This is a genomic window from Brevundimonas sp. AVps5, assembly GCF_058681515.1.
This window is the reverse complement of the sequence record NZ_CM178740.1, coordinates 1,503,872-1,524,180: the sequence shown is the minus strand read 5'-3', so window position 1 is coordinate 1,524,180 and position 20,309 is coordinate 1,503,872. Positions and strand designations below refer to the sequence as shown.

Below are 20,309 nucleotides of genomic sequence, written 5' to 3'. Positions count from 1 at the left end.
ATCGGACGATCTGGCGTCAATCCGTGCCGGGCCGCAAGTCCGTTCGCGCCGCCCGTGAACGGCGCGGGTTTCAAAGACTGGTGTCCGTAGGCAGGACCGGCGCCTCGCGCAGCAGCACGATGGCGATGCGGCGGTTGCCCGCGAGCGACGGATCGTCCGGATACAGAGGATCGGATCCCGCCTTTCCGGCGACCGAATAGACCCGGTCCGCGTCGACTCCGGCACCCTGGAGGATCGCGCGCGATGCGTCGGCGCGGCCCGCTGACAGGGGCCAGTCGGTGGCGACCGAAGCGCGCCCCGAGCCGGCGACCGCCGAGGTGTGGCCCGAGATCGAGATGCGGTTCGGCAGCTGGTTCACGACCCCGGCGATGGCCCGCAGAAGGACCTGGGCGCGGGCGTTGGGCCGGGCCGAGTTCTGTTCGAACATCGAGCGGCCTTCCTGATCGACCAGCTGGATGCGCAGGCCTTCCGGCGTCTGGTCGATGATCAGCTGCTTCGACAGTTCGGCCAGTTCGGGCAGGCGCTGCATGGCCTGGCGCAGGGATTCGGCGGCGGAGGCGAACTCGGCGGCCTCGCGGGCGGCGATCTCCTCGCGCAGTTGCTCTTCGGAGGCGGCGGCGAGGTTGGCGGCGCTCCCGGTTTCCTCGGGCGCATCGACCGGCGCTTCCGGGGCCTGTTGCTCCATGACCGACATCGAGCCGGAACTCTTGGAGCCGTCCTCCCCGAGCGAGGTGCCGCCGAGGATGCCACCGGAGCCGGAGGTGGTCTGGGATACGCTGGCGGGCGCGAAATACTCGGCGATGCCGCGCTTCTGTTCCGGATCGGTCGTGTTGATCAGCCACATCAGCAGGAAGAAGGCCATCATCGCGGTCACGAAGTCGGCGTAGGCAACCTTCCACGCGCCGCCGTGGTGGCCGCCGCCGACCACCTTCTTGACCTTCTTGATGATGATCGGACGTTCGGCGGCGTTCATCGACACTGGGGAGCTATGGAGACTGAGGCCGACCCTCGACGAACAAGGTTAACGTGACCTTTCGGCCGGGCCTCAGACGGCCAGAAACCCGAGGTGTTCGAGCAGGATCGTCGTGCCGAGGGCGATCAGGGCGAGGCCGCCGACCAGTTCCGCGAACTTGCCGAAGCGAGACCCGACCGCCCGACCTATCAGCATGCCGATCGTGGTCAGGGCGAAGGTCGTCAGGCCGATGCTGAGGGCGATGACCCAGATGTTGGCGCCCAGAAAGGCCAGACCCACTCCGATGGCCGCCGCATCAATACTGGTGCCCACGGCCATGGCGACCAGGGCCCAGGGGCCGGAGCGGGTCGGAGCCGCGTCGGGGTGGGCGGGCCTGGCCGCCTCCCAGATCATCTTGCCGCCGACGACGGCCAGCAGGACGAAGGCGATCCAGTGGTCTACGCTCTCGACGAAGCCCGCGGCGAGCAGGCCCAGGCCCCAGCCGATCAGGGGCGTGATCGCTTCGATCACGCCGAAGACCGCCCCGGCCTTGACCGCCGACCACCACGACGGCCGATGTGCGGCACCGCGGCCCACGGCGGCGGCGAAGGCGTCCGTGGACAGGCTCAGAGACAGGACAGCGATCGCTCCGGGCGTCATGATCGATCTCGCCGGGCAGTCACGGTGCCCGGCCGGATCGGGCGGGGCCGTCCTAGGGGATGGTGGATCAGTTAGCCCAGACTGAACTGACATGACGGTTGTCGCAGGCGGCGTCAGGTCCTAGACACGCCGCCACGCGGATGTGGCGAAACTGGTAGACGCACCAGATTTAGGTTCTGGCATCGCAAGATGTGGAGGTTCGAGTCCTCTCATCCGCACCAACATTTTTAGAGCGCTAACGCTCGCCGCGCGGCGGCTCGCTGCTTGAGCGCGTCTTGGGCGCTACCGCTCGGCTCGCGGAGCCTCGCCGCTTGAGCGCGGGGTTTCCGAAGCGGAGGCCCTCAAAAGCAAAAGGCCCGGGATTGCTCCCGGGCCTTCCGTTTGTCTGGACCGAGAGAACTCAGTCCTTCTGGTTGTCGACGCCGGTGCCCATCGCCTCGGCCGGGGAGGACATGGTGGTCTCCTCGGTGATGTCGATGCCCTTGGCCAGTTTGGAGTTCCAGAAGCCGTAAGCGGCGTAGATCACCGCGCCGACGGCGGCGTAGCCGCCCAGCAGCATCAGCGGGAGGGGGTTGTCCTCCGCCGCGTGCTGGAACATCGGGATCAGGTTCTGGCTGGCGAGGAACAGACAGGCCAGGATGCCAAGGACGGCGGTGAAGATGCCGCCCGGGACCTTGAACGGACGCGGCATGTCCGGGTGCTTGATGCGCAGGAAGATCACGCTCAGGCACACGATCGAGAAGGCCGTGGCCGTACCCAGCGACACCAGGTCGCCGAGGATCGAGATGGGCAGGAAGGCCGCCGCGATGGCGATCAGGATGCCCAGCAGGATGGTGCCGATCCAGGGCGTACGGTATTTGGGATGGATCACGGCGAAGGCGCGCGGCAGCAGGCCGTCACGGGCCATCGTGTAGAAGATCCGGGTCTGGCCGTAGCACAGCACCAGCATGACGGACGACAGTCCGGTGATGGCACCGATCTTGATCATGAAGCTGATCAGGTTCAGCGGTTCTCCGCTGGCCAGGATGATCGGGGTGTTGGCCCACTCCAGGCTCATGCGGTCGATGGCGACGGCCACCGGGGCAGGGCTGGCCAGTTCCAGATAGGGAACCACGCCGGTCATGACGGCGGCGACGGCCATATAGATCAGGGTGCAGACGAACAGGGCGCCCAGGATACCGAACGGTACGTCCTTGGACGGGTTCTTGGCCTCGGCCGCAGCGGTCGAGACGGCCTCGAAACCGACGTAGGCGAAGAAGATGATCGCCGCGCCCCGGAAGATGCCGCCGACGCCGAACTGTCCCGCCTCGCCGGTCGGTTCAGGGATGAAGGGCACCCAGTTGTCCGGGTTCACATAACCGATGCCGACCGCGATGAAGGTCAGCAGGACGATGATCTTGATGACCACGATGACGTTGTTGATGCTGGCCGATTCCGAAACGCCCAGAACCAGCAGGCCGCAGACTGCGGCGATGCCGATGGCGGCGACCAGGTTGAAGGTGCCGGTCAGCGGGAAGGACGTGGCGCCCGCGTCCTGGACCAGTTGAACCAGAGGCGTCGCCCATTGAGGGCCCTCGCCGCCGGCGTAGGCTATGGTCGGGAATATCTGCTGGCTGATGCCGAAGTCGGTCAGGATCGAGACGACATAGCCGGACCAGCCGACGGCCACGGTCGAGGCCGCAACGCCGTATTCCAGCACCAGCAGCCAGCCCATGATCCAGGCGAAGACCTCGCCCAGGGTGCCATAGGCGTAGGTATAGGCCGAACCCGAGACGGGCATGGTCGAGGCCAGCTCGGCATAGCAAAGGCCGGCCAGGCCGCAGGCGATGCCGGCGACCACGAAGGACAGCATGATGGCAGGACCGGCGTTGGCCGCGGCCACCTGACCGGTCAGGACGAAGATGCCGGCACCGATGATGGCGCCGATGCCCAGGCTCATCAGATTCCACTTGCCGAGCGTGCGCTTCAGTTCGCTCTTGGCGGCTTCCTTCTGGATCTGCGCTACGGATTTTTTGAGGAACAGTCGGTTCCCCTTGGGCCTAAGGCCATCTGCGGACATACGTCGCGCCCCCTCGATACAAAAACGCGGCGAACCCTCCCCGGGCCGCCTTCCAGCGCGGGACGCTAGCGACGGATCATCGCAGGCGCAACGCGGTTTCCGATCCATGAAGGGCCCGCAACGGTTTGGTGACCCCGCAAGTGACTATGAGAACGCACATTCCTTGGTCGCAGGGCGGCACCGCGCTAGTGCAGGCGGGATGATCCTGCCCATTCACGCCGTGCTGGAAGAGCTGAAGATCGCGGTCGCGGCGAATCCGGCGGTCGTCCTCGCTGCCCCTCCCGGCGCGGGGAAAACGACGGTTGTGCCGCTGGCGTTGCTGGATGCGGACTGGCTGGGCGATCGGAAGATCCTGCTGATGGAGCCGCGTCGGCTGGCCGCGCGGGCGGCGGCGGAGCGGATGGCGCAGACGCTGGGCGAGAAGGCCGGGGACACCGTCGGCTATCGCACCCGGCTGCAGAGCCGGATCGGGCCGAAGACGCGGATCGAGGTGATCACCGAGGGGGTGTTCACGCGCATGATTCTGGACGATCCGGGTCTGGAGGGCGTCGGAGCGGTCCTGTTCGATGAGTTCCATGAGCGGAGTCTGGACGCAGATCTGGGCCTGGCCCTGGCGCGGGACAGCCAGTCGGTGCTGAGGGACGACCTGAGGCTGGTGGTCATGTCGGCGACGCTGGACATCGCGGGGGTGTCCAGGCTCCTTGAGGGTGCCCCGGTGATCGAGGCGCAGGGGCGGGCGTTTCCGGTCGAGACGATCTACCTTGGCCGAAACCCGATCGAGCGGATCGAGGATGCGACGGCGCGCGTCTGTCTGACGGCGCTGGGCGATCAGTCGGGCTCGGTGCTGGCCTTCCTTCCGGGGCAGGGAGAGATCCATCGGACGGCGCACAGGATCGGCGAACGGCTGCGGGATCCGGCGGTCGATGTCGTCGCCCTGTACGGTGCGCTGGACAAGGAGACGCAAGACCGGGCCATCGAGCCGTCTCGGCCCGGACGACGAAAGATCGTGTTGGCGACGTCGGTGGCCGAGACCAGTCTGACCATCCAGGGTGTCCGGGTGGTCGTCGATTGCGGCCTGTCGCGCGTGCCCCGGTTCGAACCGTCCAGTGGACTGACGCGGCTGGCGACGGTGCGGGTCAGCCGGTCGTCGGCGGAACAGCGGCGCGGGCGGGCCGGGCGGACGGAGCCGGGGGTCTGCTATCGGCTGTGGGACGAGGAATCGACGCGGGGGCTGGTTCCGCATCAGAGGCCGGAGATTCTTGAAGCGGACCTGACCGGTCTGGCGCTCGATCTGGCGCGATGGGGCGCGCGGACGACGGAGGGACTGGCGCTGCTCGACGCGCCGCCGGCCGGGGCTCTGGCGGAGGCGCGGGCCGTGCTGACGCGGCTGGGGGCGCTGGATGACGCGGGCGGGCTGACAGCCCATGGGCGGCGGCTGACGCGGATGCCCCTGGCGCCGAGGCTGGCGCATCTGGTCGTCGTGGCAGCGGATCGCGGGAATGGAGCGCTTGGCGCGCGGATCGCGGCGGTGCTGAGCGAGCCGGGACTGGGCGGGAACGACGTCGACCTGAGAGACCGGCTGCGCGGGTTCGAGCGGGATCGCTCGGCGCGGGCCCAGGACGCGCGCAAGCTGGTCGAACGCTGGGCCCGGGCGGCGGGCGGTCGGACCGGCGGAGGCGATATCGAGCCCGGTGATCTGCTGGCCGAGGCCTTCCCCGAACGGGTGGCCAGGGCGAGGGGCAAGCCGGGCGAGGTCCTGCTGGCGTCCGGGCGCGGGGCGTTTCTCGATCCGACGGACGCGTTGGCGCGGGAGAGCTGGCTGGCGGTCGGTGATCTGGGGGGCGGGGAGGCGCGGGACCGCATCCGACTGGCGGCGCCGCTGGATCCGGCGTCGCTGGAGGCGCGGCTGACGCGCGAGGACCGGCTGGTGCGCGAGCCCTCGGGACGGAGGGTGATGCGTCGGATCCGGCGGGTCGGGGCCATCGTGTTCGACGAGAAGATCACCGGCGTGCCGGACCGGGCCGCGATCACGAAGGCACTCCGCGACGAGGTCGAGGCGGACGGGCTGGCGGGGTTGAGGTGGGGCGAACGGTCGAGCGCGTTCCGGGCGCGGCTGGCCTTCCTTCATGGGCTGGACGCCGACTGGCCGGACGTCTCGGACGCAGCCCTGCTGACGCGGCGCGAGGACTGGCTGTGGCCCTTGCTGGAGGGTGTGGAGGACCTGTCGCAGATCAGGGACGAGGCGCTGGCCCAGGGGCTGGAGGCGCTGGTTCCGTGGGATCGACGGCGGCTGATGGATGAACTGGCACCGGCGCGGCTGACGACGCCGCTGGGATCGTCGGGCATCGCTTACGGCGCGGAGGGCGGGCCGCGCGTGGATATCCGGGTGCAGGAGCTGTTCGGGGTGACGACCCATCCGGCGGTGGGTGGCGGACGGGTGCCGCTGACCCTGGCCCTGCTGTCGCCGGCGCGGCGGCCGATCCAGATGACGAAGGACCTGCCGGGCTTCTGGCGCGGGTCGTGGAAGGATGTGCGCTCCGACATGCGGGGTCGCTATCCGAGGCATCCGTGGCCCGAAAACCCCGCCGAGGCGCCGCCGACCAACAGGGTGAAGCCCAGAGGGACCTGAACCGCTTGACCAGCGGACGGTGTCCGACGCAACGATGGTCGACGACTTGGAGCCTGATCCGTTGAGGAGGAATCGCTACGCGAGTCCGCCGATGCGGTGAATCAGGCCCCAGAAATGAGCGAGAGCCTGATTCACGCCTTCGCCAGAACCGCGTAGCGGTTCTGTCTCAAGTGATAATGCCCCAGGGGAATACCGTTGACCGAACCTGCACTGCTGATCGCGCCCAGCCCGGCCTCGACGCGCCGGGTCCTGTTCGCGAGCCTGATCGGCACGACGATCGAGTTCTTCGACTTCTACATCTACGCCACGGCGGCAGTGCTGGTGTTCCCGGCCCTGTTCTTCCCCGGTGGCGACCCCCTGACGGCGCAACTACAATCCTTTGCCACGTTCGCTCTTGCCTTCTTCGCCCGACCCATAGGCGCCGTCGTGTTCGGCCATTTCGGAGACCGGATCGGGCGGAAGGCCACCCTGGTCGCGGCTCTGATGACTATGGGGGTCTCGACGGTCGCTATCGGCCTGTTGCCGACCTATGCCCAGATCGGCGTCATCGCGCCGCTGCTTCTGGCCGTATGCCGGTTCGGTCAGGGGCTTGGGCTGGGCGGTGAGTGGGGTGGGGCCGTGCTGCTGGCGACCGAGAACGCGCCGCCGGGACGCAAGGCCTGGTTCGGCATGTTCCCGCAGCTGGGCGCGCCGATCGGCTTCATCCTGTCGACCGGGTCCTTCATCGTCCTGACCTCGACGATGAGCGACGAGGCCTTCCTGAGCTGGGGCTGGCGGACACCGTTCCTGGCCAGCGCGGTCCTGGTCATCGTCGGCCTGTGGGTTCGGCTCCAGATCACCGAGACGCCGGAGTTCAGCCGGGTCATCGAGCGGGCCGAACGGGTCAGGACGCCGGTTCTGACCCTGCTGGCGAGCTACAAGGGCGCGCTGATCCTGGGGACGCTCGGCGCGACGACCACCTTCCTGCTGTTCTATCTGATGACGGTTTTCGCCCTGAGCTGGGCGACGACGACCATGGGGTTCACCCGCGCCGACATCCTGCCGACCCAGCTGGTCGGCGTGATCTTCTTCGGGGCCTTCATCCCGATCTCGGCCCTGGCGGCCGATCGGTTCGGACAGATCAAGGTGCTGATCATCGCCTCGGTCGGGATCGGCCTGTTCGGCTTCCTGATCGCGCCGCTGTTCAACGGCGGGCTGACGGGGCTGCTGATCTTTTTCTCGCTGGGCTTCGCCTTGATGGGGGCGACCTACGGACCGCTCAGTTCCGCCATGGCGCGACCGTTCCGGGCGGCGGTCCGCTACACCGGCGCGTCGATGGCGTTCAACCTGGCGGGAATCGCCGGGGCATCGGTCGCGCCCTATGCGGCGACGTCTCTGGCCAAGACCTATGGCGTGCCGGCGGTGGGGTTGTATCTGGCGGCGACGGCGGTGGTCACGGTTCTGGCGTTGATCGGCATGTCCCGTCTGAAGGACGAGGACTAGTCGGTCACCGCATAGACCATCACGCCGGTGGCGATGGCCAGGTTCAGGCTGTCCGCCTTTCCGCGCATCGGGATCTTGACGTTGACGTCGCAGGCGGCCGCCAGCGCATCGGTCAGACCGGCCTGCTCATTGCCCATCAGGATCAAACTGGGTCTGGCGTAGGCGGCCGAACGATAGTCGACGGTGGCGTCAAGGCGCGTGCCGACGACGCTGCCTGGCCATGTCTCGCGCCAGGCCAGGAAGTCGGTCGGGCTCGTCCGGGCGATGGCGACGGCGAAGACCGAGCCCATGGTGGCGCGGACGGCCTCGACCGAGAAGGGATCCACACAGTCGCCGATCAGGATGACGCCGCCGCAGCCGGCCGCGTCGGCCGTGCGGATGATGGTGCCGAGATTGCCGGGATCGCGGACCTGTTCCAGGGCGACCCAGCAGGGCGCGGTCCCGGGCTGCAGCGCCGACAGGGGGGTGTAGGCCTGTTCGAAGACGCCCAGGACGGTCTGGGGGTTCTCGCGACGGCTGATCTTCTCGAGGATCGGGTGGGTGACCACAACGATCTCGCCGCCGGCCTTGAGGGTCTCGGCGCGTGCGCGGTCCAGCAGGGGATGCGGACGGGCTTCCATACCGATGAGCAGGATCCGGGGCGCGCGGCCCTGGTCCAGGGCCTCGCCGATGAATTTCAGACCCTCGGCCAGGAACAGGCCGGTGGCTTCGCGCTCCTTGCGCATGTGCAGGGCGCGGACGGCCTTGACCGTGTCATTGGTCAGGGAGGTGATCAGGCGGTCTTCGCTCATGACGCCGACCACCGGGCGAAGAAGCTTAGACCGATGGCGCGGGCGTCGGGACCCTCTTCGGACAGGGCCAGTTCGCCCCAGTCGATCCGGCCGCCGCGATCGGCCGTGGCCTCCTTCATCTGGTGCGCCAGAGACAGGCCGGAGATGCGCGCGGCGTAGGCGTTGATCAGCAGGAAATCGGCGTCGTCGGCCAGGAGGGCGGCGCAGTCGGCGAGCAGGCCCGGCATGTCCTCGAACAGGCGCCAGACCTCGCCCGTCGGGCCGCGTCCGTATTTGGGCGGGTCGAGGATGATGCCCTGGTATTTGGCACCGCGGCGGACCTCGCGAGCGACGTATTTGCGGGCGTCGTCGACGATCCAGCGGATCGGCTTGTCGGACAGGCCCGAGAGCTCGGCGTTCTCGCGGGCCCAGGCGACGGACTTTTTGGAGGCGTCGACATGGGTCACCTCGGCGCCGGCTGCAGCGGCTGCCAGGGAAGCGACGCCGGTGTAGCCGAAGAGGTTGAGAACCTTCGGGCGCTGCAGGTTGCGGATGCGCGCGTTCAGCCAGTCCCAGTTGGCGGCCTGTTCCGGGAAGAAGGCGAGGTGGCGGAACGGCGTGAAACGGCCCGTGAAACGGACATCGCGCCAGCTCAGCGGAAAGGCATCGATCGTGCCCTGTGCGTCGAAGCGCCAGCGGCCGGCGTCCTCCTCCTCCTGCTGGGGGTCGAAGACGGCGTTGGCGCGGTCGAAGGCGGCGGGGTCGCGGGGCTTCCAGAAACACTGGGGCTCGGGCCGGACGACCGTGTACCGGCCATAGCGTTCCAGCTTCCGCCCATCGCCGCTGTCCAGCAGGGCATAATCCGGCCAGCCGCGCGTGACGAGGGTTTCGGGCAGAGGGGACAGGACGGGCGGCATCGGCATGGCTCTAGAGCCTGATCCGGAAAAGTGTAAGCGCTTTTCCGGCCAGATCAGGCTCCAGAATCAAGCTGGGCCTTGATCTATGGCATCAGCGGAATCGCGTGGCGATTCCTCCTCAACCGATCAAGAGCCCTGCCGTCAGGCGGCCTCGCGTCCAGCGTCGACCTCCGCGAGGGCCGCGATCTCGATGGCCGGATCGCGGCGGTGTCGGGTCTTGTCCCAGGCGAAGGGTTCGGCCGCCAGACGCCAGGCCGCGTGGCCGAATGCGAGCGTCAGCAGCGACCAGTAGGCCGGGGCCACCATCATGTCGGCGGCGGTGTAGGGCGCGCCCGCCCGTCGCGCGCCGATCTTTCCGTTCAGCCAGGCGGCGGCCAACCCTGCGACGAGAACTGCCAGGGCGAACCGCGGCGCTTCCGGCGGCAGACCCGCCATCGTTGAAATGGCGATCGTGGCAATAAGCCAGGCCAGTGAAGGCGCATGGGCGAGGGCGGCCAGGAGTGACATCCCCAGGGTCATCGTCAGTGAGAGGCCGCCGCGCCAGCCCAGCCCGGCCGGCGATCGGGTGTGGACGCCCCAGGTCTGCATGTAGCCTTTGAGCCAGCGTGTCCTCTGCGGGAGCCAGTCGATCATGCCGCCGGGCGGTGTCTCATAGGTCGGACGCCGGATGGCACCGAGGCGGTAGCCGCTGCGCCACAGGCGGAATCCCAGGTCGGCGTCCTCGGTCACATTGTGGGCGTCCCATCCGCCGACCGCGCGCAGAGCCTGGACGTTGAAGTGATTGCTGGTGCCGCCGAGTGGAAATGGAAGCCCCAGCCGCGCCAGGGCGGGAAGGGTGACTTCGAACAGGGCAGCGTATTCGACCGCGAACTGCCGATCGAGGAAGCGGCTTCCGGAGCCGGCCGGCGGACGGATCCGCAGCGGTGCCTGGAGTGTGGCCAGCCGGCCCGTTGGATCTGCCGCGAAACGGGCGGCGGCCTCGCGCAACTGCTGAGGGTCCGGATCGTCCTCGGCGTCATAGACCGTCAGTAGCGCGCCGGAAGCGACCGCGAGGCCCGCGTTGAGCGCCGCCGGTTTGGTTCTCGGCCCCCTGTCCGGCACGACGAGCACCTTCAGCCAGGCCGGGAGCGCGCATTCTGCGGCAGCGTCAAGGGTTGGATGATCGTGCGCCTCCAGAAGCAGGAAGCCTTCGAGCCGGTTGCGGGGATAGTCGATCGAGTCGAGGCGTTCGATGAGCTGGGGCAGGATCTCCGCCTCGTCGAGCAGTGCGGCGAGGATGGTGTAGCGCGGGAGTTCGGTCGCCGGCTCCGGATCGGGGTCGAGGCGAAGGCTCACCATGATCAGCAGGACGCGCCAGGCGGATGCGGCGAGGAAGATGATCTGCGCCAGCAGGACAAGAACCAACGCGGTGACGGGGCCGTTCGTGGCGAGGGCCCATGCCAGACTACCGGCGACCATCGCGGCGACGATCGATTGGCCGAGGCCGCACGACCGCATATCCGCTCGGTAGGGATACCCGCGCGCCGAAGTGATCGTGCCGCCCTGAATACTCGCCATGGTTAACGAAATATCTCAAGGTTGTGTATGGGGCAAGCCGTTGGCGCCGTCGCGGCAATCGGGCTATGCAGGGTTGAGGCGGGCCCCGTTGGCGCGTCGGTTCTCCTTCAGGGAGCTCAGCGTGTCGGCTGAAACCGTAATGTCCTCAACAGCTCCGTCCCGCTCGACCCGCAAGCCGAAAGGCGAGGGGTACGCCCGCCGTGCGGAGATTCTCGCAGCTGCGGAGCGCATTTTCGTCGACGTTGGATACGAGGGCGCGACGATCCGCCGGATCGCCGACGAGGTCGGCCTGTCGTCGACGGCGCTCTACATGCACTTCTCCGAAAAGAGCGAGATCCTTCACGAGATCTGCCGCCTGGCCTTCGCGCGGCTGCAGGCTGCGAACGCGGCGGTTGTCGCGGAGGGCGGGTCGCCGGACGTGATCCTGCGCAGGCTGATGGAGGCCTATGTCGATTTCGGCTTCGAGAACCCCAACGCCTATCGCCTGACCTATCTGACCCGACCGATCGAGGCGCGGGACGGTGCCCAGAGTGCGGCCCAGATGCTGGGCGGCGACCTGTTTCGGGGGTTCGAGGCGATCGTCGAGGAGGCGGGCGCTGCCGGCCATCTTCGAGGGGATGCCCGCGCCACGGCCCAGACACTTTGGGCAGGAGCGCACGGCGTCGTCTCGCTGGTGATCACCAAACCCTATTTCGGCTGGGTCGATCGCAACCTGTTGACCCGGACCATGCTCGACGCCCTTTTCACGGGGTTGTTCAAGCCCTGAACGCTCAGGGCTGGTAGGGCTGGGGACCTCCGGCGCCGCGCGCGATGTCGGCCGAAGTCGTGAGCGGGGCGGAGCCGCCGTTCAGGCGGGCCTTGTAGATTGCCATGTTCTCCATCACCCGCATCATGTAGTTGCGTGTCTCCGTGAAGGGCGCGCACTCGATGAAATCGACCGGATCGATGCCGCCCCCTGCAACGCCGCCGCGCGGATCGCCGCAACGGGCCACCCATTGCGGAGACCGGGCCGGGCCGGCGTTGTAGCCGACGGTGGTCAGCAGCATGGAGCCCCGGAACTGGCTCATCAGCTCGCCGAGATGATAGCTGCCCAGGGTCATGTTGTAGTCCGCGTCCCACAGCCGCTCGGCCGAATAGCTCATGCCCAGACGACGCGCGACGCCCGAGGCGGTCGAGGGCAGGAACTGCATCATGCCTCGGGCATCGGCGCCGGAGCGGGCGCGGGGGTCGAAGCTGGATTCCTGACGGGTGATGGCCAGGGTGAAGGCCAGGGGGGCGGCGCCGGCGACCTCGGGCGGGATGCGGATCGGGTACTGGCGCTCGGGCAGCAGGAAGCCGCGCTGGCTGGCGGCGCGACCGACCATCATGGCCGCGAAGCCGTCGCCATAGCCGCGCGTCATGTCCATCAGCAGCGCCAGGTCGTTGATGCCCGGCAGGGTGTCGTCCAGGTGGTAGGCGAAGACGCGATACAGGCTCATCTCGCCGGTCTCGCCCAGGATGCGGGCGGCGCGGACGACCTCGTTGGCCTCGAAGGTGCCGACGTCGTTCCGGGTCGGGACGGGCTCGGCGGGCAGGGTCAGGGTGGTGATCCCGGCCCTCTCGGCGGCGAGCTGGCCGTAGAAGGTCTGGATGTGACGCGCCCCACCCTGGAAGAAGGCCTGGGCGCGGGCCTGATCGCCCTGCGCCTCGGCGGCGCGGCCGAGCCAGTAAAGGGCGCGACCCTGGGTGATCGGGGTCGAGGACGACTGGCGCAGGGTCTCGAAATGACCGGCGGCGCGGGCGGGATCGCCGAGCTTGGTCAGGGCGGCCCAGCCGGCGAAGAACTCGGCGTCGACCTTGCGCTCGCCCGCCGGGAAGCCGTGACCGGCCATGGCGTCATAGGCCGCGCGCCATTCGCGGCGTTCCAGGGCGTCGAGGAAATAGTTGCGGCGCTCGTTCCAAAGAGCGGTCTGGCCATCGGTATGGAGGGGCGCCGCGGGCAGGGCGGACAGGAGGGCGAAGCCCTCGGACTGGCGGTTGGCGGCGCGCAGGATGCGGACGCGTTCCAGCACCACCGCCGGGTCCATCGCCTGCGACGGCGACAGGTTGGCGACGACGCCGTCGGCTGAATAGGCACTGCGCAGGGTCATCGCGGCGGTGGCTGTCGCGCGGCGCTCCATCGAGACCAGGTTGAGCATGGCGCGCGTCGCCGGGCCGTGGGGGCCGCTGAGCAACATGTTCATGCGGGCGTCGTGATCGACCGGTGTCAGCCAAGAGCCCCAGCGGCCGAGGATGCGGCTCTGGGTCGCTTCGTCGAACGACTGGGTCCTCCACCATTCGCCGATCAGGGCGCGGGCTTCGGCCTGACGACCACCCTGGTCGAGGGCCTCGGTCAGGGCGATCGCGCCTTGCACCGTGGTCGGGCGCGAGGAGCCGAAGAAGGCCAGGGTCGCATCGGTGCCCATGCCCGCGCGCTCCAGCGCCTGTTCGCCCGCGGCGATCCGGGTCTCGGCGCGGGGCCAGGCGCGCAGGGACTGAACGTCGTTGGACAGCTCTGTGTATGAAAGCTGGGCGGCGGCCGTGTCGACCAGAGCCCATTCAACCAGTTTGCGGGCCGTCTGGTCGCCGATGCGGGATAGGGCGGCCTGGGTTCCGATCACGTCGCGGGCGCGGGCGGCGGCCAGACCCTCACGGAAGGAAGCGGTGTCTGCGTCGCTGAGAATACGGGCCTGATATCCGCTCGGGCCCGCCACATAGGGCGTCGGCTGTCGGTTCAGATCGACGGTCTGCGGAACAGGCGCGAGAACGGCCAGTAGGGCCGCGAGGCTGGTCGCGAGCATGATGTGTCCGATCCCCATTCATCCCGGTTGCGGGTTTGAGCCCGGCAACCTACCCTCTTGCGTCTCGTTTCAGGCGCCCGTCGCCATCCCCACGCAAGGTAGACTTGTTTCAATGACCGCCCCCTTGTTCAAGGGTGTGATCACCGCCCTGATCACACCACTTCGTGACGGAAACGTGGACGAAGCCGCGCTGGAACGCCTCGTCGAGCGCCAGATTGCCGCAGGCGTGCACGGTATCGTCGCCGTCGGCACGACCGGCGAGGGCGGTGGCCTCACCATCGAGGAGCACAAGCGCGTGACCTCGCTGTGCGTCCGGGTCGCGGCCGGGCGGATCCGGGTCATCGCGGGGGCCGGTTCGCCCGCGACCTACGAATCGATCGATCTGGCCGCTCACGGCAAGGCCTGCGGTGCCGACGGAGCTCTCGTCGTCACGCCCTACTATAACCGTCCGTCCCAGGCGGGGCTGATCGCCCATTTCGAAGCGGTGGCGGAGGCGGTGCAGCTGCCGCTGATCCTCTACAATGTTCCCTCCCGGACCGGCGTCGATCTGTCGAACGAGAGTGTCGCCCGACTGGCGAAACACCCGAACATCGTCGCCATCAAGGACGCCACGGCTGACATGGGCCGGGCCAGCTGGATGCACGCCAATCTCGTCTCTTCGGACGCCCAGTTCGACCTGATCTCCGGCGACGACCACAGCTTCCCCGGCTATATGGCGCACGGCGGCGTCGGCCTGATCTCGGTGACCGCCAATGTGGCGCCGGAGGCGATGGTGGCCCTGTACAAGGCGGTCGCCGCCGGCGATTTCGTGACCGCCCGCTCGTGGCAGGACCGGTTGATCGGTCTGCACAAGGCATTGTTCCTGGACGCCTCTCCGGCTCCCGCCAAATACGCCCTGGCAAAGCTCGGGCTCTGCAGCGAGGAGATGCGGCTGCCGCTGATCCCGACGAACGATGCGGTCAAGCCGGCCATCGATGCGGCGATGGCGGCGGCGGGTCTCTGATGGCCACGACCCGGGAAAAGGCCGCGGCCACCGTCAAGGCGCCGATCACCAAGGCCAAGCTGATCGCCGAGAACCGTCGCGCGCGGTTCGACTATTTCCTCGAGGACAATCTCGAGGCCGGGATCATGCTGCTGGGGACCGAGATCAAGGCCCTGCGCATGGGACGGGCCAATATCGCCGAGAGTTATGCAGCCGTTGAGGGGCGCGAGATCGTGCTGATCAACGCCGATATCCCGCCCTATGCCCAGGCCAACCGGTTCAACCACGAACCGCGCCGGCCGCGGAAGCTGCTTCTGCACCGGAAGCAGATCGACCGGCTGATCGGAGCGGTCCAGAAGGACGGCCAGACGATCATTCCGCTGAAGCTCTATCTGAACGACGACGGCAAGGCCAAGCTTGAGATCGCCTTGGCCAAGGGCAAGAAGCTGCACGACAAGCGCGAGGCCTCGGCCGATCGCGACTGGCAGCGGGACAAGGCCCGGCTGATGCGGGACAAGGGTTAGTCTTCGATCACCGCCCGAGCCCGCCGGAAGATGTCCTCGAACATTTCCGGCGTCAGCCGGCCCGTGTTGGTGTTGAGCCGGGAGCAGTGGAAGCTGTTGATCAGGGTGTATCTGCCGACCCTGGCCTGAACCCCGTGGCCGGCCGCCATGGCCGAGGCGGGCGCGCCGAGCGCCTTCAGCACGCTTTTCCTCGACACGTCGCCGAGGGTGACGATGACCTTGAGCCGGGGCAGGGCGGCCAGACGGTCGATCAGGAAGGGACGACAGGTCTTCTCCTCGATCGGCAGGGGTTTGTTCAGCGGCGGGGCGCAGCGGACGGCATTGGTGATCATGCAGTCGACCAGCTCGAGTCCGTCGTCCGGCCGCGCGTCGTACTGGCCTGTGGCAAAGCCGGTCCTGATCAGGGTCTCATACAGGATCACCCCTGCGCCATCGCCGGTGAAGGGGCGACCCGTGCGGTTCGCGCCCGTCCGGCCCGGGGCAAGACCGGCGACCAGCAGGCGGGCGTCGGGATCGCCGAACGACGGGGCGGGTCCGTTGAACCAGTCCGGGCTCTGGCTCCGGTTCTCCTCGCGATAGGCGACGAGGCGGGGGCACAGCGGACAATCGCGGGGCGGTTCGGGGGTCATGCGCGGTCATCCGCCGGGAAGGTCCGCACCGTCGGCGCGGCACCCGGGCTGCGCGGGCGACCGTAGTCCTGAAGCAGGTCAGCCAGATCGACGAAGTCGTCGGCCTGACGGCGCAGTTCGTCTGCGATATGCGGAGGCTGGCTCTTGAGAGTGGAGACGACGGTCACCCGGACGCCCTTCGCCTGGACCGCCTGGACCAGCCGGCGGAAGTCGCCGTCGCCGGAGAACAGGACGGCGTGGTCGATGCGCGGGGCCAGCTCCAGCATGTCCACGGCGATCTCGATGTCCATATTGCCCTTGGTCCGGCTATGGCCCTGGGCGTCGGTGAACCGCTTCACGGGCTTGGTCACCAGGGTGAAGCCGTTGTAGCCGAGGAAGTCGATCAGGGGCCTGATCGGAGAGAACTCTTCGCCCTCGGTCACCGCCGTGTAATAATGGGCGCGAACCAGGACGGCTTTCTCCCGGAACGCATCGACCATCTTCTTGAAGTCGATATCCGCGTTCAGGGCCTTGGCCGCCGAATACAGATTGGCCCCGTCGATAAACAACGCCAGGCGGTCGGTCGGATAGAGTCTCATGGAAGTCGCGTCCCCGGAATCGGTCACAGAGCCTGTAGTGGTCAGCGTCAATATCGACGACGACCTGGATCTGGATGCGGCCGTCATCGTCGCGCTGGGCTGCAATGACAAGGGGGTGTGGGCGTCGTGCCGCGAGGCGTTGGAGGCGGCCCTGGCCCGGTTCCGGTCCGAAGGCATCGACGTCGTGGCGCGGTCGAGCTGGTGGTCGTCGCTGGCCTGGCCCGACCCGAACGATCCGTCCTTCCTGAACGGTGTCGTCCTGGTTCGCACCGCCCACGATCCTCACGCCCTGATGGCGGCCCTGGGCCGGATCGAGGAGGCGTTCGGGCGGCGGCGCTCGGCGGCCAATGCACCGCGTACGCTGGATCTGGACCTGATCGCCTATGGCCGGGAGCAGGGGGATTGCGAGGGGCTGATCCTGCCGCATCCCCGCGCGGCCGACCGTCTGTTCGTCATGGGGCCGTTGGCCGAGATCGCACCGGAGTGGCGGCATCCCGTGCTGGGCGAGACCTCCGCAGCTCTCGCCGGACGTACGACGGTGGGGATCGACGCGCGGGCAAGGACCTGATCGCCGTAAAACCGCCCGTGTGGCGTTGCACAAACACGCCCATACCTGTATCTGGCGCGGTTCTCCCGCCGACCCCGAAGGATTCTCATGGCTCGCGTCACTGTCGAAGACTGCATCGAGAAGGTGCCGAACCGGTTCGGCCTGGTCCTGCTGGCCGGTAACCGCGCCCGCGCCATCGCCAACGGCGCGCCGCTGACCATCGATCGCGACAACGACAAGAACCCGGTCGTCGCCCTGCGCGAGATCGCAGAAGACACCGTCGTCCCCGCCGAACTGCTGGAGACCGTCGTGGTCGCCCTGCAACGCGTCGACGAGCGCACCGAAGCCGAGGACGAGGCGGAAATCGTCGGTCTGCTGGCCGAGCCGCAGCACATGAACATGGCCGAGGCCGAACTGATCCGCGCGCTGCAGAGCGACCGGGACGGTGGCCAGGAGGAGCGGTACTGACGGCCGAACCCGCCAACGGTATCACCATTCTCCCGGCGCGGTCCGGTTCGACCCCGCCGCCGACCACGATTGCCAATGATATCGTTTCGCCGTCGGCAGTGATGCCGGCGGCGAAACGCATTCCGGTCCTGCGCCAGTTTGAGCTGATCGAAGCGGTCAAGGCCTATGACCCCACTGCCGACGAGGCCCTGCTGAACCGGGCCTATGTCTATGCGATGAAGATGCACGGCTCGCAGCTGCGGGCCTCGGGCGACCCCTATTTCGCCCACCCGATCCAGGTCGCGGGCATCCTGACCGACTACAAGCTCGACACCGCCACCATCGTCACCGCCCTGCTCCACGACGTGGTCGAGGACACCTCGGCGACGCGTGACGACATCGCCGCCATGTTCGGCGAGGAGGTCGCCGGCCTGGTCGAGGGGGTGACCAAGCTGAGCCGGCTGGAGCTCCAGGCCGAGCACACGCGCCAGGCCGAGAACCTGCGCAAATTCATCCTGGCCATCTCCAAGGATGTCCGCGTCCTGCTGGTGAAGCTGGCGGACCGTCTGCACAACATGCGGACGCTGAAATACGTCAAGCCGGAGAAGCGTGAACGGATCTCCAGAGAGACGCTGGAAGTCTACGCGCCGCTGGGCCGGTCCATCGGCATCCACTCGATCGCCTCCGAGCTGGAAGAGCTGGCATTCGAGCATCTGAACCCCACGGCCCGGACCGCGATCGAGCGGCGGCTGGAGGCGCTGAAGCTGGAACACGGCCATGCGACTGAAGGTGTCGCCGCCGAAATCCAGAAGGTGCTGAGCGAGGCGGGCATCCCGGCGCGCGTCTATGGCCGCCAGAAGACGCCCTATTCGATCTGGAGGAAGCTGCAGCGCAAGTCGGTCGGCTTCTCGGCCCTGTCGGACATCTACGGCTTCCGCGTCCTCGTCGCGTTCGAGGACGACTGTTATCGCGCGCTGGGGGTCATCCACCGCGCCTGGCCGATGGTGCCGGAGCGGTTCAAGGACTTTATCTCCACGCCCAAGTCGAACAACTACCGCTCCCTGCACACGACCGTGGTCGGGCCGGGCGGGCTGCGTATCGAGATGCAGATCCGGACCGAGGCCATGGACCGGGTCGCCGAGGACGGGGTTGCAGCGCACTGGGCCTACAAGAACCATTCCTACGGGTTCGACCCCGAGGCGATGGAGAAGGACGGCGGGCGCGACCCGCTGCAGAACCTGCGCCACCTCGTGCAGGTCATCGAGCATGGGGAGGGGGGCGAGGACTGGGTCGAGCACGCCAAGCTCGAGATGTACCTCGACCAGGTCTTCGTTTTCACGCCCAAGGGTGCCCTGATCACCCTGCCGCGCGGCGGGATGGCGCTGGACTTCGCCTATGCGGTCCACACCGAGGTCGGGGACACGGCCGTGGGCGTGAAGATCAACGGCGAGCTGAAGCCCATGCGCACGGCGCTCCAGAACGGCGATGTGGTCGAGATCATTCGCGGCAAGAAGCGTGAGGCCCCGGCCGACTGGCGCAGCCTGACCGTGACCGGTCGGGCGCGCTCGGCAATCCGTCGACATATCCGCTCGTCCGAGCGGGACGAGTTCCAGAAGCTGGGCAAGACCACGCTGGAACAGGCGTTGACGCGGGCGGGCAAGTCGTTGGCCGAGGTGTCGCTGAAGGCGGCGGTCGAGACCCTGGCGACGGGGACCCAGGACGATCTGTTCGACGCCGTCGGACGAGGACGGCTCACGGCCAACAAGGTGGTCGAGACCCTGTTTCCGGCGTTGAAGGGCACGCTGACTGCGGGTGCCGACCGCAAGAAGATCGGCGACGCCCAGGCGCGGCTGTTCGTGCGCGGCAGCGGCCTGACCCCCGGGATCAGCATCCATTTCGGCGCCTGTTGCACGCCGGTGCCGGGGGACCGGATCGTCGGCATCCTGGAGCCCGAGAAGGGGCTGACCGTCCACGTCATCGATTGCCAGAAACTGGCCGATTTCGCCGACGACGACAGTGTCTGGCAGGATCTCCAATGGACGCCTCAGGCCGAACAGGGCGTGGTCGGCGTCGCCCGGCTGCGCGCCACCATCCAGAACGCGCCGGGCGTTCTGGGTCAGGTGGCGACGATGATCGGCGAGGCCGGCGGCAATATCCTGAACCTCAAGATGGCCCATCGGCAGTCGGACTTCTTCGACGTCGATCTGGACGTCGAGGTCGCCGACGCGAAACACGCCACCAGCATCATGGCCGCGCTGAGGGCCAACCCCAGTGTGGATACGGTCGAGCGGTCGCGGGGGTAGCGCGCTCGTTTCGCCAATCCTCCAACCCCGTCATCCTCGGGACAAGCCCGAGGATGACGGGGTGGGGTTGACGACTATTTCTTGCCCGGAGGCTGGGTGAAGGGCGAGGTGCCAACCGACACGGCCGGCTTCGGCTTCTCGGCCTTGGGTTTGCGGACTTCCTTGTTCGACTTCACTTGACCCTTGGCCATGGCCGGTACTCCTGACGCGCGCCGCCGGGAGGGCGGGCGCTGTCTGCATCGAACCTAGACCTTTCCACCGCGCGTCGCCATCGGTTCACAAACCTGTTGACGAGAACAAACAGCCAACATAGAACAATACCGGAACACGCAATCTGGGGATAAGACGATGACACGGGTGGTTCGGGAAGCGCTGTCGCTTGCATCGTGCGGCGGCTTTGTCTGGATGGTCTGGCAGGTCGCCTTGTTGGCGAGATGAGTCGCCTCCGGCCTGC

Annotated in this window: 19 protein-coding genes and 1 tRNA gene; 10 read left to right on the top strand and 10 right to left on the bottom strand. The window is 67.8% G+C overall.

Translation table 11 applies throughout. The annotated features are described in order from the left end of the window. Positions 1–70: 70 nt before the first annotated feature. Both ACW18A_RS07845 and ACW18A_RS07840 read right to left on the bottom strand, forming a co-directional pair. Positions 71–973 (bottom strand): flagellar motor protein MotB, encoded by a 903-nt coding sequence (locus ACW18A_RS07845; RefSeq protein WP_492024367.1) that lies wholly within the window; start codon positions 971–973, stop codon positions 71–73. Positions 974–1,045: 72 nt separating this feature from the next. Further along, positions 1,046–1,612 carry a manganese efflux pump MntP gene (locus ACW18A_RS07840; RefSeq protein WP_492024210.1) on the bottom strand — a complete coding sequence of 189 codons (567 nt, stop codon included), beginning with the start codon at positions 1,610–1,612 and terminating at the stop codon, positions 1,046–1,048. A gap of 136 nt (positions 1,613–1,748) precedes the next feature. On the opposite strand from ACW18A_RS07840, the gene ACW18A_RS07835 reads away from it, so the two are divergent. Then, a tRNA-Leu gene (locus ACW18A_RS07835) sits at positions 1,749–1,833 on the top strand. 179 nt (positions 1,834–2,012) lie between these two features. Here ACW18A_RS07835 and ACW18A_RS07830 read toward each other — a convergent pair. After that, complete coding sequence (locus tag ACW18A_RS07830) at positions 2,013–3,671, bottom strand: amino acid permease (RefSeq protein ID WP_492024209.1); 1,659 nt, start codon at positions 3,669–3,671, stop codon at positions 2,013–2,015. A gap of 199 nt (positions 3,672–3,870) precedes the next feature. Here ACW18A_RS07830 and hrpB point away from each other — a divergent pair, with 199 nt between their 5' ends. Both hrpB and ACW18A_RS07820 read left to right on the top strand, forming a co-directional pair. Beyond that, positions 3,871–6,300: an ATP-dependent helicase HrpB gene (gene hrpB, locus ACW18A_RS07825; RefSeq protein WP_492024208.1), complete on the top strand. Its 2,430-nt coding sequence runs from the start codon at positions 3,871–3,873 to the stop codon at positions 6,298–6,300. A 195-nt stretch (positions 6,301–6,495) separates the two neighbouring features. Further along, positions 6,496–7,782 (top strand): MFS transporter, encoded by a 1,287-nt coding sequence (locus ACW18A_RS07820; RefSeq protein ID WP_492024207.1) that lies wholly within the window; start codon positions 6,496–6,498, stop codon positions 7,780–7,782. Here the strand turns inward: ACW18A_RS07820 and ACW18A_RS07815 are convergent. The 3 genes from ACW18A_RS07815 to ACW18A_RS07805 form a co-directional block, all read right to left on the bottom strand. Next, positions 7,779–8,573 carry a TrmH family RNA methyltransferase gene (locus ACW18A_RS07815; RefSeq protein WP_492024206.1) on the bottom strand — a complete coding sequence of 265 codons (795 nt, stop codon included), beginning with the start codon at positions 8,571–8,573 and terminating at the stop codon, positions 7,779–7,781. The genes ACW18A_RS07820 and ACW18A_RS07815 overlap by 4 nt on opposite strands. Next, the gene (locus tag ACW18A_RS07810; protein ID WP_492024366.1) at positions 8,570–9,469 is read right to left on the bottom strand and encodes an RsmD family RNA methyltransferase; all 900 of its coding nucleotides are present in this window, start codon (positions 9,467–9,469) and stop codon (positions 8,570–8,572) included. The genes ACW18A_RS07815 and ACW18A_RS07810 overlap by 4 nt, the downstream gene beginning before the upstream one ends. A 141-nt stretch (positions 9,470–9,610) precedes the next feature. Further along, a complete protein-coding gene (locus ACW18A_RS07805; RefSeq protein WP_492024205.1) occupies positions 9,611–11,026 on the bottom strand; it encodes a glycosyltransferase family 2 protein in 1,416 nt (471 codons plus the stop codon). A gap of 139 nt (positions 11,027–11,165) precedes the next feature. On the opposite strand from ACW18A_RS07805, the gene ACW18A_RS07800 reads away from it, so the two are divergent. Continuing rightward, complete coding sequence (locus ACW18A_RS07800; RefSeq protein WP_492024204.1) at positions 11,166–11,792, top strand: TetR/AcrR family transcriptional regulator; 627 nt, start codon at positions 11,166–11,168, stop codon at positions 11,790–11,792. A 4-nt stretch (positions 11,793–11,796) separates the two neighbouring features. On the opposite strand, the gene ACW18A_RS07795 is transcribed toward ACW18A_RS07800, so the two are convergent. Next, the gene (locus ACW18A_RS07795) at positions 11,797–13,845 is read right to left on the bottom strand and encodes a lytic transglycosylase domain-containing protein (protein ID WP_492024203.1); all 2,049 of its coding nucleotides are present in this window, start codon (positions 13,843–13,845) and stop codon (positions 11,797–11,799) included. 112 nt (positions 13,846–13,957) lie between these two features. On the opposite strand from ACW18A_RS07795, the gene dapA reads away from it, so the two are divergent. Beyond that, entirely contained in the window at positions 13,958–14,848 is an 891-nt protein-coding gene (gene dapA / locus ACW18A_RS07790; RefSeq protein ID WP_492024202.1) for a 4-hydroxy-tetrahydrodipicolinate synthase, read from the top strand. Next, positions 14,848–15,351 carry an SsrA-binding protein SmpB gene (smpB, locus tag ACW18A_RS07785; protein WP_492024201.1) on the top strand — a complete coding sequence of 168 codons (504 nt, stop codon included), beginning with the start codon at positions 14,848–14,850 and terminating at the stop codon, positions 15,349–15,351. Before dapA ends, smpB begins: the two co-directional genes overlap by 1 nt. Here smpB and ACW18A_RS07780 read toward each other — a convergent pair. After that, positions 15,348–15,980, bottom strand: coding sequence for a uracil-DNA glycosylase (locus ACW18A_RS07780; RefSeq protein WP_492024200.1), 633 nt, complete (start codon positions 15,978–15,980; stop codon positions 15,348–15,350). The genes smpB and ACW18A_RS07780 overlap by 4 nt on opposite strands. Continuing rightward, a complete protein-coding gene (locus tag ACW18A_RS07775; RefSeq protein WP_492024199.1) occupies positions 15,977–16,558 on the bottom strand; it encodes a LabA-like NYN domain-containing protein in 582 nt (193 codons plus the stop codon). The genes ACW18A_RS07780 and ACW18A_RS07775 overlap by 4 nt, the downstream gene beginning before the upstream one ends. Here ACW18A_RS07775 and folK point away from each other — a divergent pair. From folK to ACW18A_RS07760, 3 genes are all read left to right on the top strand, one after another. After that, a complete protein-coding gene (gene folK / locus ACW18A_RS07770; RefSeq protein ID WP_492024198.1) occupies positions 16,557–17,126 on the top strand; it encodes a 2-amino-4-hydroxy-6-hydroxymethyldihydropteridine diphosphokinase in 570 nt (189 codons plus the stop codon). The two genes, ACW18A_RS07775 and folK, sit on opposite strands and share 2 nt — an antisense overlap. An 87-nt stretch (positions 17,127–17,213) precedes the next feature. Beyond that, on the top strand, positions 17,214–17,573 hold the full coding sequence (gene rpoZ, locus ACW18A_RS07765) for a DNA-directed RNA polymerase subunit omega (RefSeq protein ID WP_492024197.1): 360 nt from the start codon (positions 17,214–17,216) through the stop codon (positions 17,571–17,573). Between the two features lie 101 nt (positions 17,574–17,674). Beyond that, on the top strand, positions 17,675–19,855 hold the full coding sequence (locus tag ACW18A_RS07760) for a RelA/SpoT family protein (RefSeq protein ID WP_492024196.1): 2,181 nt from the start codon (positions 17,675–17,677) through the stop codon (positions 19,853–19,855). A gap of 74 nt (positions 19,856–19,929) precedes the next feature. Here the strand turns inward: ACW18A_RS07760 and ACW18A_RS07755 are convergent, their stop codons facing one another. Then, positions 19,930–20,046, bottom strand: coding sequence for a hypothetical protein (locus ACW18A_RS07755; RefSeq protein WP_303695797.1), 117 nt, complete (start codon positions 20,044–20,046; stop codon positions 19,930–19,932). A gap of 157 nt (positions 20,047–20,203) precedes the next feature. Between ACW18A_RS07755 and ACW18A_RS07750 the strand changes: the two genes are divergently transcribed. Next, entirely contained in the window at positions 20,204–20,293 is a 90-nt protein-coding gene (locus ACW18A_RS07750) for a hypothetical protein (protein WP_492024195.1), read from the top strand. Positions 20,294–20,309 lie beyond the last annotated feature (16 nt).

What these genes read in the sequence shown, in the direction of transcription:
- ACW18A_RS07845 (WP_492024367.1), bottom strand. Translation starts at nt 973, where the DNA reads ATGAACGCCGCCGAACGTCCGATCATCATCAAGAAGGTCAAGAAGGTG.
- ACW18A_RS07840 (WP_492024210.1), bottom strand. Translation starts at nt 1,612, where the DNA reads ATGACGCCCGGAGCGATCGCTGTCCTGTCTCTGAGCCTGTCCACGGAC.
- ACW18A_RS07830 (WP_492024209.1), bottom strand. Translation starts at nt 3,671, where the DNA reads ATGTCCGCAGATGGCCTTAGGCCCAAGGGGAACCGACTGTTCCTCAAA.
- hrpB (WP_492024208.1), top strand. Translation starts at nt 3,871, where the DNA reads ATGATCCTGCCCATTCACGCCGTGCTGGAAGAGCTGAAGATCGCGGTC.
- ACW18A_RS07815 (WP_492024206.1), bottom strand. Translation starts at nt 8,573, where the DNA reads ATGAGCGAAGACCGCCTGATCACCTCCCTGACCAATGACACGGTCAAG.
- ACW18A_RS07810 (WP_492024366.1), bottom strand. Translation starts at nt 9,469, where the DNA reads ATGCCGCCCGTCCTGTCCCCTCTGCCCGAAACCCTCGTCACGCGCGGC.
- ACW18A_RS07805 (WP_492024205.1), bottom strand. Translation starts at nt 11,026, where the DNA reads ATGGCGAGTATTCAGGGCGGCACGATCACTTCGGCGCGCGGGTATCCC.
- ACW18A_RS07800 (WP_492024204.1), top strand. Translation starts at nt 11,166, where the DNA reads ATGTCCTCAACAGCTCCGTCCCGCTCGACCCGCAAGCCGAAAGGCGAG.
- ACW18A_RS07795 (WP_492024203.1), bottom strand. Translation starts at nt 13,845, where the DNA reads ATGCTCGCGACCAGCCTCGCGGCCCTACTGGCCGTTCTCGCGCCTGTT.
- dapA (WP_492024202.1), top strand. Translation starts at nt 13,958, where the DNA reads ATGACCGCCCCCTTGTTCAAGGGTGTGATCACCGCCCTGATCACACCA.
- smpB (WP_492024201.1), top strand. Translation starts at nt 14,848, where the DNA reads ATGGCCACGACCCGGGAAAAGGCCGCGGCCACCGTCAAGGCGCCGATC.
- ACW18A_RS07780 (WP_492024200.1), bottom strand. Translation starts at nt 15,980, where the DNA reads ATGACCCCCGAACCGCCCCGCGATTGTCCGCTGTGCCCCCGCCTCGTC.
- folK (WP_492024198.1), top strand. Translation starts at nt 16,557, where the DNA reads ATGGAAGTCGCGTCCCCGGAATCGGTCACAGAGCCTGTAGTGGTCAGC.
- ACW18A_RS07775 (WP_492024199.1), bottom strand. Translation starts at nt 16,558, where the DNA reads ATGAGACTCTATCCGACCGACCGCCTGGCGTTGTTTATCGACGGGGCC.
- rpoZ (WP_492024197.1), top strand. Translation starts at nt 17,214, where the DNA reads ATGGCTCGCGTCACTGTCGAAGACTGCATCGAGAAGGTGCCGAACCGG.
- ACW18A_RS07760 (WP_492024196.1), top strand. Translation starts at nt 17,675, where the DNA reads ATGCCGGCGGCGAAACGCATTCCGGTCCTGCGCCAGTTTGAGCTGATC.
- ACW18A_RS07755 (WP_303695797.1), bottom strand. Translation starts at nt 20,046, where the DNA reads ATGGCCAAGGGTCAAGTGAAGTCGAACAAGGAAGTCCGCAAACCCAAG.
- ACW18A_RS07750 (WP_492024195.1), top strand. Translation starts at nt 20,204, where the DNA reads ATGACACGGGTGGTTCGGGAAGCGCTGTCGCTTGCATCGTGCGGCGGC.